Raw genomic sequence first — 16,407 nt, forward strand, 5'->3', positions numbered from 1 at the left:
TGATAATTTTTTCGATCGCGAAAATAATAAAAAAACCTCAAAGAATTTCCTTGAGGTTTTAATTAATAATTGCCAGTCCGGCTACGAACTACATATTTCTTCTGTATTTACCACCAACTTCAAACAAAGCATTGGTAATCTGTCCAAGCGAACAGTATTTCACTGCATCCATCATCACTTCAAATAAGTTTTGTTGATTAATTGCTGCGTGTTGTAAAGTTTTCAAAGCTTCTGCAGATTTATCTTCATTAGAATTCTGGAAATTATGAAGCATTTCAATCTGGAACTGTTTCTCTTCCTCAGTCGAACGGATAACTTCTCCCGGACGAACCGTCGGCGAACCATCTTTTCCTAAGAAAGTATTTACTCCAATGATTGGATATTCTCCAGTGTGTTTCAACCATTCGTAATGCATCGATTCTTCCTGAATTTTTGAACGTTGGTACATCGTTTCCATCGCTCCAAGAACACCACCTCTTTCTGTGATTCTGTCGAATTCTGTATAAACGGCTTCTTCCACCAAATCAGTCAATTCTTCAATAATAAATGAACCTTGAAACGGATTTTCGTTTTTCGCTAAACCTAATTCTTTATTAATAATCAACTGAATCGCCATCGCTCTTCTTACAGATTGCTCAGTTGGAGTCGTAATTGCCTCGTCATAAGCGTTTGTGTGAAGAGAATTACAGTTGTCGTAAATTGCGTAAAGTGCCTGAAGCGTTGTTCTGATATCATTAAAATCAATCTCCTGAGCGTGAAGTGAACGACCTGAAGTTTGGATGTGGTATTTCAACATCTGGCTTCTTTCGTCAGCGCCATATTTTAACTTCATAGCTTTTGCCCAGATTCTTCTTGCAACACGTCCGATCACTGAATATTCAGGGTCGATACCGTTGGAGAAGAAGAATGATAAGTTCGGTGCAAAATCATTGATATCCATTCCTCTTGACAAATAATATTCAACATACGTGAAGCCATTTGCCAACGTAAATGCCAACTGAGAAACCGGATTTGCTCCAGCTTCTGCGATGTGATATCCTGAAATTGAAACAGAGTAGAAGTTTCTTACTTTTTCTTTGATGAAATATTCCTGAACGTCACCCATCAATCTCAAGGCAAATTCAGTTGAGAAAATACAAGTGTTTTGAGCTTGGTCTTCTTTTAAAATATCAGCCTGAACGGTTCCACGAACGGTTGCGATGGTTTTAGCTTTAATTTCTGCATAAGCTTCCGCAGGAATTACTTCATCTCCTGTAATTCCTAATAATTTTAAACCTAAACCATTATTGGAAGGAGGAAGTTCTCCGTTATATTTCGGTCTTGCTAAACCTTTATCGTCGAATTTTGCTTTTAAAACTTCTTCAACTTTAGCCTCAAGATTATGTTCAGCAATATATTTTTCAACATTTTGATCGATGGCAGCATTCATAAAGAAAGCCAACAACATCGGAGCCGGACCATTGATAGTCATTGAAACCGAAGTCAATGCATTCACCAAATCAAATCCTGAATATAATTTTTTCGCATCATCTAAGGTTGCAATCGAAACTCCCGCATTTCCAATTTTTCCGTAAATATCTGGTGGAAGAGCAGGATCCTGACCATATAATGTAACACTATCAAAGGCTGTCGAAAGACGCTTTGCGTCCATTTCCGCAGAAACGTAGTGGAATCTTCTGTTGGTTCTTTCAGGGCCTCCTTCTCCGGCGAACATTCGCGTTGGGTCTTCTCCTGTTCTTTTAAAAGGGTAAATTCCTGCCGTGTAAGGAAATCCTCCGGGAAGATTTTCCTGACCTTTCCATTTAATTAAATCACCCCAATCATTGTATTTTGGTAAAGCAATTTTTGGAATTCTTAAATGAGATAAAGATTCTGTTGAGGTTTCAACTTTAATCTCTTTTCCTCTTACAAAGTATGAATAGAATTCTTCGTGGAAAGCTTTTTTTGTATCATCCCAAGTTTTTAAGAAGTCTATGTTTTCTTGTTGAAGTTCTTTTTCTGCTTTTTGATATTCTGCATCTAAAGTTTCGTTGGAGATGATTTTTTTAACACCATCAATATGATACATTGTTCTTGCTAATTCAGCTTGTTTTTCAATATTAGCGTCGTATTGTTTGTTGTTTTCAACGATTTCAGAAAGGTAACGAACTCTTTTTGGAGGAATAATTGTTACTTCGTCTGTAATTTCCTGTTCAACAAAACCTAGTAGATTTAAATCAGCAAATTTATCGTTGACTTTAGAAACTAATCTGTTGTACAATTCTGTTGTTCCGTGATCGTTGAACTGTGATGCTTTTGTTGCATAAACAGGCATTTCGTCCAATGGCTGTTCCCATAATAAATGGTTTCTCTGGAACTGTTTTCTAACCGCTTGAAGGGCATCAAGTGCTCCTCTTTTGTCAGATTTATTTAAAGCAACTAAATCTGCATAATCTAACATGTCAATCTTCTCCAACTGTGTTGAAGCTCCGTATTCAGGAGTCATCACGTACATTGAAACATCAGCAAAATCAGAAACTTCCGAACCGGATTGTCCGATACCTGAAGTCTCAAGAATGATAACATCTGGATGAGCCAATTTCAACACATTCAAAGCAGAATGGATGAACGGAGAAACAGAAACGTTATTTTCTCTCGTTGCCATCGAACGCATATAAACTCTTGGATCATTGATTGCATTCATACGAATTCTGTCTCCCAAAAGCGCACCTCCGGTTTTCTTTTTAGAAGGGTCAATTGAAATGATAGCAATTTTTTTATCCGGATTTGAACGAATGAGACGTCTTACCAATTCGTCTGTTAATGAAGATTTTCCCGCTCCACCTGTACCTGTGATACCGATAATTGGAATATTTAAGTCTTTTGATTTTTCGTCGATTGCAGCAACTAACTCAGGTTTTTCTTCTGAGAAGTTTTCAACTGCTGAAATGATTTTAGCAATACTTGTAGAATTTTCAAAACTGATTGAATCTAAATCTTCAGCAGTTACTTCTTTTCCTGTTGCGAAATCGGATCTTTTTACCAGATCGTCAATCATTCCCTGTAAGCCAAGCTCACGGCCGTCGTCCGGAGAATAGATTCTGTCGATTCCGTAAGACATGATATCTTCGATTTCTTCAGGCAGGATGACACCGCCGCCGCCGCCAAAAATTTTAATTTGCGGAGAGTTTTTCTCTCTTAAAAGGTCGTAGATATATTTGAAATATTCGTTGTGGCCGCCTTGGTAAGAAGTTAGGGCAATCGCATTCGCATCTTCCTGAATGGCTGTGTTAACAACTTCTTCAGCAGATTTGTCGTGACCAAGGTGGATAACTTCGCATCCTGTTCCCTGAATTACACGACGCATAATATTAATCGCAGCATCATGACCGTCGAATAACGATGCAGCTGTCACGATTCTTACTTTGTTTTTAGGAGTATATCTTTGATTTTCCATTTCTTAAATCGATGTTTCCAAAGATAAAATTTTTTTTGAAATGGGAAATAGGCGCAAGATGATAGACCGATAGATAATAGATTTTTGCTGAATCTAAATTTGAAGACTTAACTTCATAGCCCTGATTGTAGCGGTTACCCCACAGCAAGCATTGGAAGATGTGGCTGAGCGAGGAGTATGAGCGGAAAGCGGGATTAAGCTCCTAAAAAAATTATTGCTTGATAAATTTGAAATTCTTGTTTCCTTCCTGTGTTTTGATTATTAACATGTAAACACCGCTTGGAAGTTTGGAAACGTCGATTTTGGATTTGGTTTCTGATAACATTTGTTTTCCACTCAAATCGTAAATGTGAACTTTCTGAATATCATACCTTGTACTTACAATGTTGAGGTAATCTGAAGTGGGATTTGGGTAAATGTTGAAATATTTTGCTGTTTCTGCTATTCCAAGAACTTTAACCAAAGAGATAGGTTCTCTGAATAATGATAAATCGAAAACAACATTATTATCCAAAACTGAATAAGTATAAGCCTCTACCGTGTAAGTTGCATAATCTGATTCTTCTACATTACTAAAATTAAGATCTGTAGAAGTTACATTGGTCTTCTGATCCAGATTTTTGTACCATGTGAAAGTATAATTGCTGCCAGAAAGAGATTGGTCTAGTTTTGCTTGTTGACCTAATGCAGCTAATACTTCTTTTTCGCTGTCATAACGCTGAGGTGAGTAGTTGAAATCTGTTCGCTCAGTAAAATCTACGATGTAATTTTCTAAATCTGTTTTAGAAAATCTATTGTTGCTAATATGGGTAATTGCAGGCAATTGATCGGGAAGCTCACCAGTGAGTTGGTTGCTATTCAGGTTTACCATTAATAGTTTTGGCATTCCTAGTAAAATGGATGGAAAATTGCCAGAAAGTTGATTGTTATTAAGGAATAACTGCTGAAGTTCTGATAACTTAGCTATGGTTGCTAGACTTCCACTAATTTTATTTCTTCCGAGATTAAGGGTTTTGAGTTTCTTAAGCGAGGCAATTTGTGTTGGAATCTGAGATAGTTGATTATTTTCCAAAGATAACCACTCTAGATTTGTAAGTGTTGAAAGACCAGATGTATTAAGCTCCGTTATATTATTGTTACTTAGATTAAGGCTTTTGATCTGTGTGCTTTGTGAAACTTGAGTTGGAATTTGACTTAAGCCAGTTCCTGCAAGTGATATGGTTGTTAATCTAGGCAGTCCAGAAAGATTCCCATAAGAACTGTTAGGAATTTGATTGTTGTCTAATATTAATGTTTCGAGATTGTTAAAAGTGAAAATTTTTGAAGGGATATTGGACAAGTCTAGATCTGCGGCATTTAAAATTCGGATGTTGTTGAAATTCTGAAGTAGCCCATTCACATCAGGAATTGTAAACTTGTTTCCGCCTAGGCCAAGATCTTCCAAATTAAAAAGCCCAGATAATGCAATTGTAGGATTGCCTTCCAATCTATTATTACTGATATCTAATTTTGTCAATAGACTTAGAGAAGAAAGTCCCATTGCAACTTCGCCAGTTAGCTTATTATTACTTAAGTCTAGTTTGGCTAGCTTTGGAAAAGAGCCTATATAAGTTGGGAAAGTTCCGCTGAGAGCATTTCCAGAAAGGTTTAGTTCTATGACAGCTCCATTTTTGACGGAAACACCAAACCAGTTTCTTGGGTCTTTTTCTAGATCCCAGCTTCTGTTCCAGTTTTCCCCATTTGTGGAATTGTAAATGTTGATAAGCGCACTCCTTTCTGCATTAGAAATACTCCATTGTGCAAATATGAAATTTGAAATCAATAAAAAGAATAAAATTTTTTTCAAATGTATATAAGATTAAAGGGCAAATATAATGGATAATCGAACTAGTTTGTTTGTTTTTTGAAAAATTAATGATTATTTTAATTGTAATGATTTAGATTAATAAAAATAAAATCCAGCTTTGAGAAACTGGATTTTATTATTGATATTTTATTTTTTTACTTACCAAGATAAGAATTATACATCCAAACCTCTTTTTCCTGTTCTGTGATGTAGTCGCTCATTTGAGAATTGGTTCCTTCATCTCCGGCTTTGTCTGTTATGTCTAGTAATTCTCTTTGAAGATCAATCACAACCTTGAATGAATTAAGAATGATCTCTACACTCTTATTTCCGTCACTTACTTCCTTACTTTCCTTGATGGTAGAAACTTTCAAATAATCTGAATAATTGTGAGCAGGAATTGCACCCAATGTTAAAATTCTTTCAGCAATCTCGTCTATTTTCAATACAAGACTATTATATAGTTCCTCGAATTTTGGATGAAGTGTGAAAAATTGTTCACCTTTTATATTCCAATGGGAACCTCTTGTGTTCTGATAGAAAACAGAATAGTTGGCTAAAAGGATGTTGAGTTTTTCAGAAATGTTTTTACAATCGGCTTCTTTTAGTCCGATTAATGTGGCATTTTTCATTATAATTAAGTTTAATTGATTTTAAAATAAGTTATCAAGTTATCATCAATAATCTCTCCAAAAATGTTTTTTCTGAGCTCAATTTGATTAAAATATCACAAGCAACAGATTGAAAAATTCTATCATTAATTATTTTTCTCTAACTACTTGTAGATTAAAAAATTATTCATATTTTTGCACCCTAAAATAAAAAGCAATTAAATGCCTACTATTCAACAATTAGTTAGAAAAGGAAGAGTCGCACTTACCAAGAAGAGTAAATCGGCTGCCCTTGATTCTTGTCCACAAAGACGAGGTGTATGTACGAGAGTATATACTACCACACCTAAGAAACCTAACTCTGCACTTAGAAAAGTTGCAAGGGTAAGACTTTCAAACGGTAAAGAAGTTAACGCCTATATCCCAGGTGAAGGACATAATCTTCAAGAGCACTCGATAGTATTGGTACGCGGGGGGAGAGTTAAAGATTTACCAGGTGTAAGATACCACATCGTAAGAGGTGCGTTGGATACAGCTGGGGTGAACGGAAGAACACAAAGAAGATCTAAGTACGGAGCTAAGAGACCAAAACCAGGTCAAGCAGCTGCACCAGCTAAAGGTAAGAAAAAGTAATCATTAAATAAGGTACAGAAACAATGAGAAAGACAAAAGCGAAAAAAAGACCGTTGTTACCAGATCCAAAGTTTAATGATCAATTGGTAACTAGATTCGTAAACAACTTGATGCTTGACGGTAAGAAGTCAATCGCATTCAAAATATTCTATGATGCATTAGATATCGTAGAAACTAAAAAAGGAGAAACTGAAAAGACTGCCCTTGAAATCTGGAAAGATGCATTAACAAACGTTATGCCTCACGTAGAAGTACGTTCTAGAAGAGTAGGTGGAGCAAACTTCCAGATTCCGATGCCAATCAGAGCTGATAGAAAAATTTCTATGGCTATGAAATGGTTAATTAGCTACTCTAAAAAGAGAAATGATAAGTCAATGGCTTTGAAATTAGCTAACGAAGTTGTAGCAGCTTCAAGAGAAGAAGGTGCAGCTTTCAAAAAGAAAACTGATACTCACAAAATGGCGGAAGCTAACAAAGCGTTTTCACACTTTAAATTCTAATCTGAAATGGGTAGAGATCTTAAATTTACAAGAAATATTGGTATTGCTGCGCACATTGATGCAGGTAAAACTACCACTACAGAAAGGATTTTATTCTATACAGGTGTAAACCACAAAATTGGAGAAGTTCACGATGGTGCTTCTACAATGGACTGGATGGAGCAGGAAGCTGAAAGAGGTATTACTATTACTTCTGCTGCAACTACTTGTTCTTGGAACTTTCCAACAGACCAAGGTAAAAAATTACCTGAAACTAAACCTTACCACTTTAACATCATCGATACACCGGGACACGTTGACTTCACCGTAGAAGTAAACAGATCTCTTAGAGTATTGGATGGATTGGTATTCCTTTTCTCTGCAGTAGATGGAGTAGAGCCTCAGTCTGAAACAAACTGGAGACTTGCTGACAACTACAAAGTTGCAAGAATGGGATTCGTAAACAAAATGGACAGACAAGGTGCTGACTTCCTTAACGTGGTAAACCAGGTTAAGACTATGTTAGGATCAAACGCAGTTCCAATCGTTTTACCAATCGGTTCTGAAGAGGATTTCAAAGGTGTTGTTGACTTAATTAAAAACAGAGCAATCATCTGGGATGAGGCTGGACAAGGTGCTACTTTCGAGGTAGTTCCAATTCCAGACGATATGAAAGATGAAGTTCTTGAATACAGAGAAAAATTAGTAGAAGCTGTTTCTGAATATGACGAAACTTTGATGGAGAAATTCTTCGAAGATCCGGATTCAATTACAGAAGAAGAAATTAATGCTGCATTGAGAGCTGCTACTATCGATTTATCTATTATCCCAATGACTTGTGGTTCTTCATTCAAGAACAAAGGAGTACAGTTTATGTTGGATGCAGTATGTAAATACTTGCCTTCTCCATTGGATAAAGATGATATCAAAGGTACTGACCCAAGAACTGATGCTGAAATCACAAGAAAACCATCTGTAGACGAGCCTTTCTCTGCATTAGCATTTAAGATTGCTACCGATCCTTTCGTAGGAAGATTAGCATTCTTCAGAGCATACTCTGGAAGACTAGATGCAGGTTCTTATATCTTGAACACGCGTTCAGGAGATAAAGAAAGAATCTCTAGAATCTATCAGATGCACGCTAACAAGCAAAACCCAGTAGAATATATTGAAGCTGGTGATATTGGAGCTGCTGTAGGTTTCAAATCTATCAAAACTGGTGATACAATGTGTGACGAGAAAAACCCAATCGTTCTAGAATCGATGGTTTTCCCTGATCCTGTAATTGGTATCGCTGTTGAGCCTAAAACTAAAGCTGACCAGGATAAAATGGGTAACGCTCTAGCTAAATTGGCTGAAGAAGATCCTACATTTACTGTAAGAACTGACGAGGCTTCTGGACAAACGATTATCTCTGGTATGGGTGAGCTTCACTTAGATATCATTGTTGACCGTATGAGAAGAGAGTTCAAGGTTGAAGTAAACCAAGGACAACCTCAGGTAGAGTACAAAGAAAACTTAACAAAAGTTGCTAGCCACAGAGAGGTTTACAAAAAGCAGTCTGGTGGTAAAGGTAAATTTGCTGATATCGTATTTGAACTAGGACCTGCAGACGAAGGTAAAGTTGGTTTAGAATTCATCAATGAGATCAAAGGTGGTAACGTTCCTAAGGAATTTGTTCCTGCAATTGAAAAAGGCTTTAAAGCTGCAATGAAAAACGGTCCATTGGCTGGTTTCGAAGTTGAAGGAATTAAAGTTACTCTTAAAGATGGATCTTTCCACGCAGTGGATTCTGATGCACTTTCTTTTGAATTAGCTGCTAAGCTTGGTTTCAAAGAAGCTGGTAAAGCTGCTAAACCAGTAATCATGGAGCCTATTATGAAATTGGAGGTTGTAACTCCAGAAGAATATATGGGTAACATCATTGGTGACCTTAACAAGAGAAGAGGTACAATCAGTGGACAAGAAGAGAAGAACGGTGCCGTTGTTATCAAAGGTTCAGTTCCATTGTCTGAAATGTTTGGTTATGTTACTACTCTAAGAACACTTTCATCAGGAAGAGCTACTTCTTCTATGGAATTAGAGAAGTATCAAGCTACTCCGCAAAACGTTGCTGAAGATATCATTGCTAAAGCAAAAGGTTAATTTTTAAAGTACAAGAAATGTCACAAAGAATCAGAATAAAATTAAAATCTTACGATTACAACTTGGTAGACAAGTCTGCTGAGAAAATCGTAAAAACGGTAAAGGCTACTGGTGCTGTTGTAAACGGACCAATTCCATTGCCAACGAACAAGAGAATCTTCACAGTGTTGAGATCTCCGCACGTAAACAAGAAAGCAAGAGAGCAGTTCCAACTTTCAGCTCACAAGAGACTAATGGATATTTACTCTTCTTCTTCTAAAACTGTTGATGCTCTAATGAAATTAGAACTTCCTTCAGGAGTTGACGTAGAAATTAAAGTGTGATAATAGAGCCTTTGGCTTATCATATTATACAAATCCCTTTTCGAAAGAAGAGGGATTTTTTTTTAAATATGATAATATTATATTTGGAGAATTGAAGCTGAGATAAACGAATTGATTAGAGTATAATTGATAAACATCCTCAATTAAGTTTATAAAAATATAATTAGTTATTACAAAATTGATTGAAACATACTTCTATTTTATCAATCTTTTCTTTTTTAATATTAACTTCAGTTCTTCAAATATTTTCATATGAAAAACAATAATCTCTTCGAAAGATTCTCCAATTGGGCTACTAATTTTACAGGCAGTTCTTATGCATTTATAAGCGCTGTCCTTATTGTATTGATTTGGACAATTTCTGGTCCTGTTTTCAATTATTCAGAAACTTGGCAATTGGTGATTAATACAGGGACAACAATTATTACATTCTTGATGGTTTTCTTAATCCAAAAAGCTCAAAATAAGGATAGTAAAGCTATTCAATTAAAACTCAACGAATTGATTGCAGCAAGCAAACAAGCCAGCAATCGGATGGTAGATATTGAGGATCTTACGGAGAAAGAACTAGATCAGCTTCATCAATATTTTGTTAAAATTGCGGAGTTGTCTAAGCAAGAAGGTAATTTTCATAAATGCTACTCCATAGATGCAGCGGTGAAAAAACATAATAGCAAATTAGAAAATTAACTTTTTTTAAGAAAACTGAGATTTGTCAATGTAAAAATGTTATTTAGAATTAATAAAAATAATATTTTTGCTTCAAATTTAAACAATGAAGAAAACGTTAGCAGTCTCATCTGTAGTACTCGGGGTTATTTTTGCAAATGCCCAGCAAGTGAAAGATACTCTCAAAAAAGAAAAAGAAATTGAAGAAGTAGAACTTTTCGGTGAAAAGAAAAAGCAACCTCAAGGTCTAGAAGCGATTACGAGATTACCGCTTAAGACAAGAGATCAGATACAAAGTATTTCGGTAGTTTCTCATAAAGTGATTGAACAATTGGGAGGTCTTACTGTTACAGATGTTGCTAAAAACGTTCCGGGTGTCACTTTGTTTTCGAGCTATGGTGGCGGAAGCGAGAGTATGTCAATCCGTGGTTATAGAGGTGTTCCCGTTCTTAAAAATGGGGTACAGTTAGATTCAGATTTCCGTACGGCTGGGATGATTACAGATATGCAAGGCGTAGAAAGTATTCAGGTTATCAAAGGTTCGGCTGCAGTTAGCCAAGGTATTGGTAACGGTCTTGGTTCTGCTGGAGGCGTTATTAATGTGGTGACGAAAAGACCACAGTTCATCAATCAAACTAGTGTAGGTTTCAGATACGGAAGTTGGGATTTTTATCGTCCAACTTTAGACTTCCAAAGAGTTTTAGATTCTGAAGGAAAAGTAGCGGTTAGATTAAATGCTGCTTATCAGAATAACAATTCTTTCAGAAGTCACGTACAGGGAGAAAGAATTTATGTTAATCCATCCATTACTTATCGTCCAGATGATAAAACGGAGATTAATGTTGAAATGGATTATCTAAATGATAATAGAACGCCGGACAGAGGAACAATCAATACGGCTCCAGGTAATGTAGAAGCATTGTATCATATGCCAAAAGGTAAGTTTCTAGGTTATTCTTCAGATTATTCAAAAACAGAGACTTTTAACTTTGCAACGACAGCTACGAGAAAACTTACAGATAAATTAAAAGCTAGAGTTGCTTTTATTAGTTCGAATAGTAATTCAGATTCTGAAAGTTCTTCGGTTTCTTTACCACAAGGCGGTAAGGATTATAACATCAGACAAAGAATTATCGGTAAATCTGAAAGTGAAGATATTAACAGAGTTTTGCAGTTAGACTTCATTGGACAGGATATTAAAACAGGCTTTATCAACCACACTTTCCAAGTTGGATTTGATTGGAGAGAAACTGAAACGTCAGCAATTAATTATAATGCCTATAAAAACTCAATTTCTGATGCTAACTTAATCACCGCGAGATCAAGAACTGTTAATACGCCTACTGGTTCGGTAACGTATGCAGCTAATCCATTAGATACATTTGATGTGGTTAATGGTTCTATTTCTAATACTTTGCCCGTGAATGTTGTTTACGAGAGTCTTGGAAGATCTAATCCTATTTTGACACCTAGTATTGGTGCATTAGCACAAGACGTGATGTCTTTTGGGAAATATGTAAAAGCGCATTTGGGATTAAGATATAGTAGATTGAGTGGTTCTAGCAGTAGAATTGTTGATACTTGGAATCCTCAGTTTGGTCTGATTGTTTCTCCGGTAGAAAACATCAATGTATTTGGTTCTTACACCACCACTACATCCCTTCGTTCTGTGAATCAGATTTTGCAGGCAGGTGGAAACGTAGGAGCGTCTCATACAAAACAATGGGAAGCGGGAATCAAATCGGATTGGTTTAATGAGAAACTAAGATTTAACGTTACATTATTTGATATTAACTCAGATAATCTTTCTTTCCAAATTTTAGATTCCAATTATAATCCAGTTCAGGATGCCAACAAGAATATCCTATACGGAATTGCTGGAAATCTAAGAAGAAAAGGAATGGAGGTTGAAGCAATCGGAAGGATTTTTCCTAACTTACAGATAATGGCTGGTTGGGCGTATGTAGATGCTCAATATCAAAACAGTCCTTCTTACGTCAATGGTTCAGCGCCTATGAACACGCCGAAGCACACAGCAAACGGTTGGTTGAATTATAAATTTAATCAAGGTCTATTGGATAGACTTGACATTGGAGCCGGAATTTATTATGTAGGAAAACGTCCGGTGGATGAGTGGACTCAGAAAACATTCACCGCAGGACATATTAACAGTGTTGCTCCGGGAGTACAACCATTCGATATGCCAGAATACACAACTGTTGATGCACAAGTGGGTTATAGCCTGAAAAACGGAATTGGACTAAGAGTATTCTTCAATAATATCTTTGATACCGTTGGATATAGTTCTTATTTCCGAGGCGGTTATATCGATCAGATACGGCCAAGAAACTTTGCTGCTCAGATCAGTTACAAGTTCTGACATTTTAAGAACACCAATCAATTTTATATAGTAAAAGAAAGATTATCGCAATGATAATCTTTCTTTATTTTAAGCTTCTAATAATGTTGCCTTTGTCGGTAATCAAAACATAGCTGTATTCGGGGAATTGTTTCATCAATTTCTTGCCTTTTTTCTTTCCCAAAACCATTAATGAAGTACTGAAACCATTGGCGGTAGTTGCATCTGGACCAATGATGGTCACGCTGGTCAATCCAGTAGAAGGTATCCCTGTTTTGGGATTGATGATATGAGAATAGCGTTTCCCATTGATCTCGACAAACTTTTCATAATTACCCGATGTGGTCATAGACATCTCTGTTTTTTTCTGAATCACAGCTGCCACTTTGCCGTTACGGAAAGGATTGTTTACCCCAATTGCCCAAGCATCTCCATTGGGTTGAGTTCCCCATGTAGAGATATCGCCAGAAGCATTGATGATGCCGCCCAAAACACCAGCCTGCTTCAGAAGTGTTCTGGCGCGGTCTGCAGCATAACCTTTTCCAATGGATCCAAAACCGATTTTCATACCTTTCTTTTTTAAGAATAGAGTAGAGTTGATGCTGTCGATTTCGATGTTTTGATAACCGACATTTCGGATAGAAGATTGGATCGCCTCAGCATTGGGCAAGGTTTCCATTGTATCATCGAATTTCCAGATTTTGTCCATTGCCACAATACTAATATCAAAAGCCCCATCGGTCAATCTTGAGAATTGGAGTGCCAATTTGGTAAGGTCGATGACTTCTTGATCTACTTTCACAGGTTGGATGCCAGCATTGCGGTTGACTTGTGAGATTGGTGTTTCCGGTCGCCACTCGGAGATGAGATTTTCTATTCGGGTGATTTCGGTAATGGCTTTATCAATGGCTTGTTCTGCAGATATAAAGTCTTTTTCAACCACCGTAATCTCGAATTGACTACCCATCAAGTTCAAGGTTCTAATCCTCTGAACTTGCGCCAAAGCCATTGATGAAATACCGAATAGGATTATTAAAAATACTTTTGCAATGTTGTTTTTCATACGGACAAAGATAAGCGGGTTTTGGATAATCTTGAAATTAACAACGAGCTCCGAAGGAATTCAATCTTAAGACTTTGGATCGATGGAATGAATAATTATGAGGACTTCACCAAGTCTATTATCTCTCATCTATTATCTTTTCATCTACTTCATTAATAACAATCCGTAAGAATCTGCCCTCTATTTTTATAGTCACCAAGAGAAGTTCCTTTCTTCAAACAAATGTCGTCTAATAAGGTTTCGACATCGTGTTGCATTCTTAGTGCGCCACAAATCATAATGGTTCCGCCACTTTGAAGAAGTTGGTAGAAATACTCGACATCTTTTTCAATAAGATGCATCACATACTCGGCTTGTTCTTCTTTGGAGTAAGCAAATTGAAAATCCGAAAGTTGCCCTTTCTCTTTTTGACTTTCCAGAAACTGAGTATAACGGCGACTTAGTTCACTCGACTTCCTGAACCCACAGTAGAGGCGGATATCTTTCTTTTTGGTATTGTTATCAATCATTCCAAGGAAAGGTGCAATCCCAGTTCCGTTGGCGATTAATGCGATTGATTTAGGATTTTTAGGAATATGAAAATCCGAATTTTTAATTAATCTGGCATTGATTTCCTGTCCTTCTTCCAATCGGTATAAGTAGCCAGAACCTAAACCGTTCTCGAACAATTTGACAATCAGTTGCAGGCTGTCATCTACTTTCCCTACAGAGTAGAATCTTTCCTTGTGGTCATTGTCGGGATAGACGGCAAGCAAATCTCCGGATTGGTACTTCTGTCTGGAAGTTGGTTTTAGATTGAGTTTAAAAGTTGTGGCTTCTTCCACCACTTCGGATTTTCCTACGACTTTAAATTTTGATAAAGCTGGGATTTTAGGAGCGTAAAGTGAAGGTGCGGAGGCGATCGGAATCAGGCTTTCTGCACTCCATTCTCTTGCCCATTCTGCGAACTCGTGCGTTGAACGATCGTTAACTGTGTGTAACGGAATCAATGGTTTTGCCCAATCGGTTTCAGATAGATGTTGATTGATTTTCTCTGCAAAAGCACAAAACTCGTCATAAGATTTGGAACCAAATCCCACAACAGAGTAATGAACGTCTTGATTTTTCGGAATTTTATCAACCAATTTCAAAAACTGAGACGCATTAGTTGGCGGATCTCCCAAACCGTAAGTTGAAGCAAAAATGACTAATTGTTTTGCATTCGGAAAAAGTTTGTAATGGTTGAGTTCTGCCAGATAAGATTTCTTACCCGTTGATAATAATTGATGATGAACATTGGAAGCGAAATTCAAGGTGGTTCCGTTTTCTGAACCAACTAATAGAATGATTTCTGCCTGATCTGGTTTAAATTTATTCTTAATTTTAGATCGACTTCTTCTGAAAGTAATGGCAAATCCAGACCAAATGAACATCAGAATATTAGCAGACGATAATCCTAAAACTATTGCCCAAATCCAATTGGTTCTTCCCGTGTGCAGGTCGAGACTTAGATTTTCATAGACTGTTATTAAAGGATATTTTTCTTCTTTTTCAATCGCGCCTGTGATTTGGTTGACGGTGATTTCTCGGTCTTTTAGTTTTAAGACAAAGAATTCCTCTGGCTCATCTTCTACAAAAGGAAATTCGATTTTCTGAACATCTTTTAATAAGGTCGATTTAAAAATATCAAAATCAGCTAATTTTTTTTCTGTTTGATTATTTGATTTTGAACTCTTGATTTTCTCAGGTTCGGTTTTCTTGATGATTTCAAAACGTACAAGGAAAAGATAAGTCGCCGTGATGGAAACGATAAGAATCGGAATCAATAATAATCTCCCAGAAATCACGTGGTAATATTGAGAAAAAGAATCTTTGTTGATTTTGCCAAAGAAATTTCGGAAACTCTTTTGCCGTTTTAAAATTAATACGAACCCCGAAATGGTAATTAACATTAATAAAAACGAAACCACTCCAACCACGAATCTCCCCGTTTCTTTCAAAAATAATGAACGATGCAAAGAGAGGTTCCAATTGATGAACTCGCTTTTTTCTGTCGGTTTGCCTAAGATTTTTCCGGTTGTTGGATTGATATAGGCTTTTACATCATTGCCGTCGTTGTCAATACCTTCCAGTAAAACAAAACGGTTGTGATCTACACTCAGCTCAATAATTTCCGGATAATGTTTTTTCAGTTCCGGAATGGCTTGGGAAAGTGTAAAGGTATTGATATCATCTGCCCGGAGTGGTTGCAGATTTTCCTGTGCGGCGTCATAAGCCAAAACAATCCCTGTTACCGATGCGAGGATCAGAAACAAAAATGTAACGACTGCCAACGCGAGGTGCGCCAGTCTCCAAACAGATGATGTCATTTACTAAGATTAAATTTGATCAATTTGGCGTACTTGATGTAGCCTTTTCCATCTGTTTTTTGAGTAATCCCATCTGTTGTCAAAGGAATCTCCAAATCCTGAACGTGGTATTTTTGATCCTCCACAGCAGATTCGAAACGGATTTTGTATCCTTTATTAAGATATTTGTCTTCTATAGAAAATGTGGTGATGCTTCTATCGCCACCTGCTACAGATGCGCCGGTGATGGCATTGAGTTTCGTTGGTTTTTTGGTTTGTGCTTTGTGCCATTCTTTAAGCGTGTCGTACCATTTTTTGTCTGGTCCCATTACGTAAAGTGTTTTTTCGTATGTGCCTTTCGGATCGATTAATGAAACCACAACATAAGCGCCTTCGCCTGTGTAGCTTGTCATTTGGAGCATACATTTGTATTTGGAAACCTGTGCTGATGAAAATATTACAGCGAAAAAGGTCAAAATTCCGACTAGTTGAATTCTGAATGATGAAGTCATTTTT

The 16,407-nt window shown here is 36.8% G+C and carries 12 protein-coding genes; 6 read left to right on the forward strand and 6 right to left on the reverse strand.

What is annotated here, in order from left to right; all coding sequences use genetic code 11:
- Positions 1–88: 88 nt before the first annotated feature.
- From RTY06_RS05120 to RTY06_RS05130, 3 genes are all read right to left on the reverse strand, one after another.
- Positions 89–3,436: a methylmalonyl-CoA mutase family protein gene (locus RTY06_RS05120; protein ID WP_312823306.1), complete on the reverse strand. Its 3,348-nt coding sequence runs from the start codon at positions 3,434–3,436 to the stop codon at positions 89–91.
- 211 nt (positions 3,437–3,647) lie between these two features.
- The gene (locus RTY06_RS05125) at positions 3,648–5,282 is read right to left on the reverse strand and encodes a leucine-rich repeat domain-containing protein (RefSeq protein WP_312823308.1); all 1,635 of its coding nucleotides are present in this window, start codon (positions 5,280–5,282) and stop codon (positions 3,648–3,650) included.
- A 155-nt stretch (positions 5,283–5,437) separates the two neighbouring features.
- Entirely contained in the window at positions 5,438–5,914 is a 477-nt protein-coding gene (locus RTY06_RS05130) for a Dps family protein (protein ID WP_312823310.1), read from the reverse strand.
- A gap of 201 nt (positions 5,915–6,115) precedes the next feature.
- On the opposite strand from RTY06_RS05130, the gene rpsL reads away from it, so the two are divergent.
- From rpsL to RTY06_RS05160, 6 genes are all read left to right on the forward strand, one after another.
- Positions 6,116–6,526: a 30S ribosomal protein S12 gene (rpsL, locus tag RTY06_RS05135; RefSeq protein ID WP_312823312.1), complete on the forward strand. Its 411-nt coding sequence runs from the start codon at positions 6,116–6,118 to the stop codon at positions 6,524–6,526.
- 23 nt (positions 6,527–6,549) lie between these two features.
- Positions 6,550–7,026 (forward strand): 30S ribosomal protein S7, encoded by a 477-nt coding sequence (gene rpsG, locus RTY06_RS05140; RefSeq protein WP_027371737.1) that lies wholly within the window; start codon positions 6,550–6,552, stop codon positions 7,024–7,026.
- Positions 7,027–7,032: 6 nt separating this feature from the next.
- A complete protein-coding gene (gene fusA / locus RTY06_RS05145) occupies positions 7,033–9,150 on the forward strand; it encodes an elongation factor G (RefSeq protein WP_312823314.1) in 2,118 nt (705 codons plus the stop codon).
- A gap of 17 nt (positions 9,151–9,167) precedes the next feature.
- Positions 9,168–9,473, forward strand: a complete 306-nt coding sequence (gene rpsJ, locus RTY06_RS05150; protein WP_002661363.1) for a 30S ribosomal protein S10 — start codon at positions 9,168–9,170, stop codon at positions 9,471–9,473.
- Between the two features lie 252 nt (positions 9,474–9,725).
- Positions 9,726–10,163 (forward strand): low affinity iron permease family protein, encoded by a 438-nt coding sequence (locus RTY06_RS05155; RefSeq protein WP_312823316.1) that lies wholly within the window; start codon positions 9,726–9,728, stop codon positions 10,161–10,163.
- An 85-nt stretch (positions 10,164–10,248) separates the two neighbouring features.
- The gene (locus tag RTY06_RS05160) at positions 10,249–12,522 is read left to right on the forward strand and encodes a TonB-dependent siderophore receptor (protein ID WP_312823318.1); all 2,274 of its coding nucleotides are present in this window, start codon (positions 10,249–10,251) and stop codon (positions 12,520–12,522) included.
- Between the two features lie 64 nt (positions 12,523–12,586).
- Here RTY06_RS05160 and RTY06_RS05165 read toward each other — a convergent pair whose 3' ends face one another.
- The 3 genes from RTY06_RS05165 to RTY06_RS05175 form a co-directional block, all read right to left on the reverse strand.
- The gene (locus tag RTY06_RS05165) at positions 12,587–13,564 is read right to left on the reverse strand and encodes an FAD:protein FMN transferase (RefSeq protein ID WP_312823319.1); all 978 of its coding nucleotides are present in this window, start codon (positions 13,562–13,564) and stop codon (positions 12,587–12,589) included.
- Between the two features lie 152 nt (positions 13,565–13,716).
- A complete protein-coding gene (locus RTY06_RS05170) occupies positions 13,717–15,912 on the reverse strand; it encodes a PepSY domain-containing protein (RefSeq protein WP_312823320.1) in 2,196 nt (731 codons plus the stop codon).
- The gene (locus tag RTY06_RS05175; protein ID WP_312823321.1) at positions 15,909–16,403 is read right to left on the reverse strand and encodes a DUF2271 domain-containing protein; all 495 of its coding nucleotides are present in this window, start codon (positions 16,401–16,403) and stop codon (positions 15,909–15,911) included. Before RTY06_RS05175 ends, RTY06_RS05170 begins: the two co-directional genes overlap by 4 nt.
- Between the last annotated feature and the right edge of the window lie 4 nt (positions 16,404–16,407).

This window comes from Epilithonimonas sp. (genome assembly GCF_032055105.1).
Lineage (GTDB): Bacteria > Bacteroidota > Bacteroidia > Flavobacteriales > Weeksellaceae > Epilithonimonas.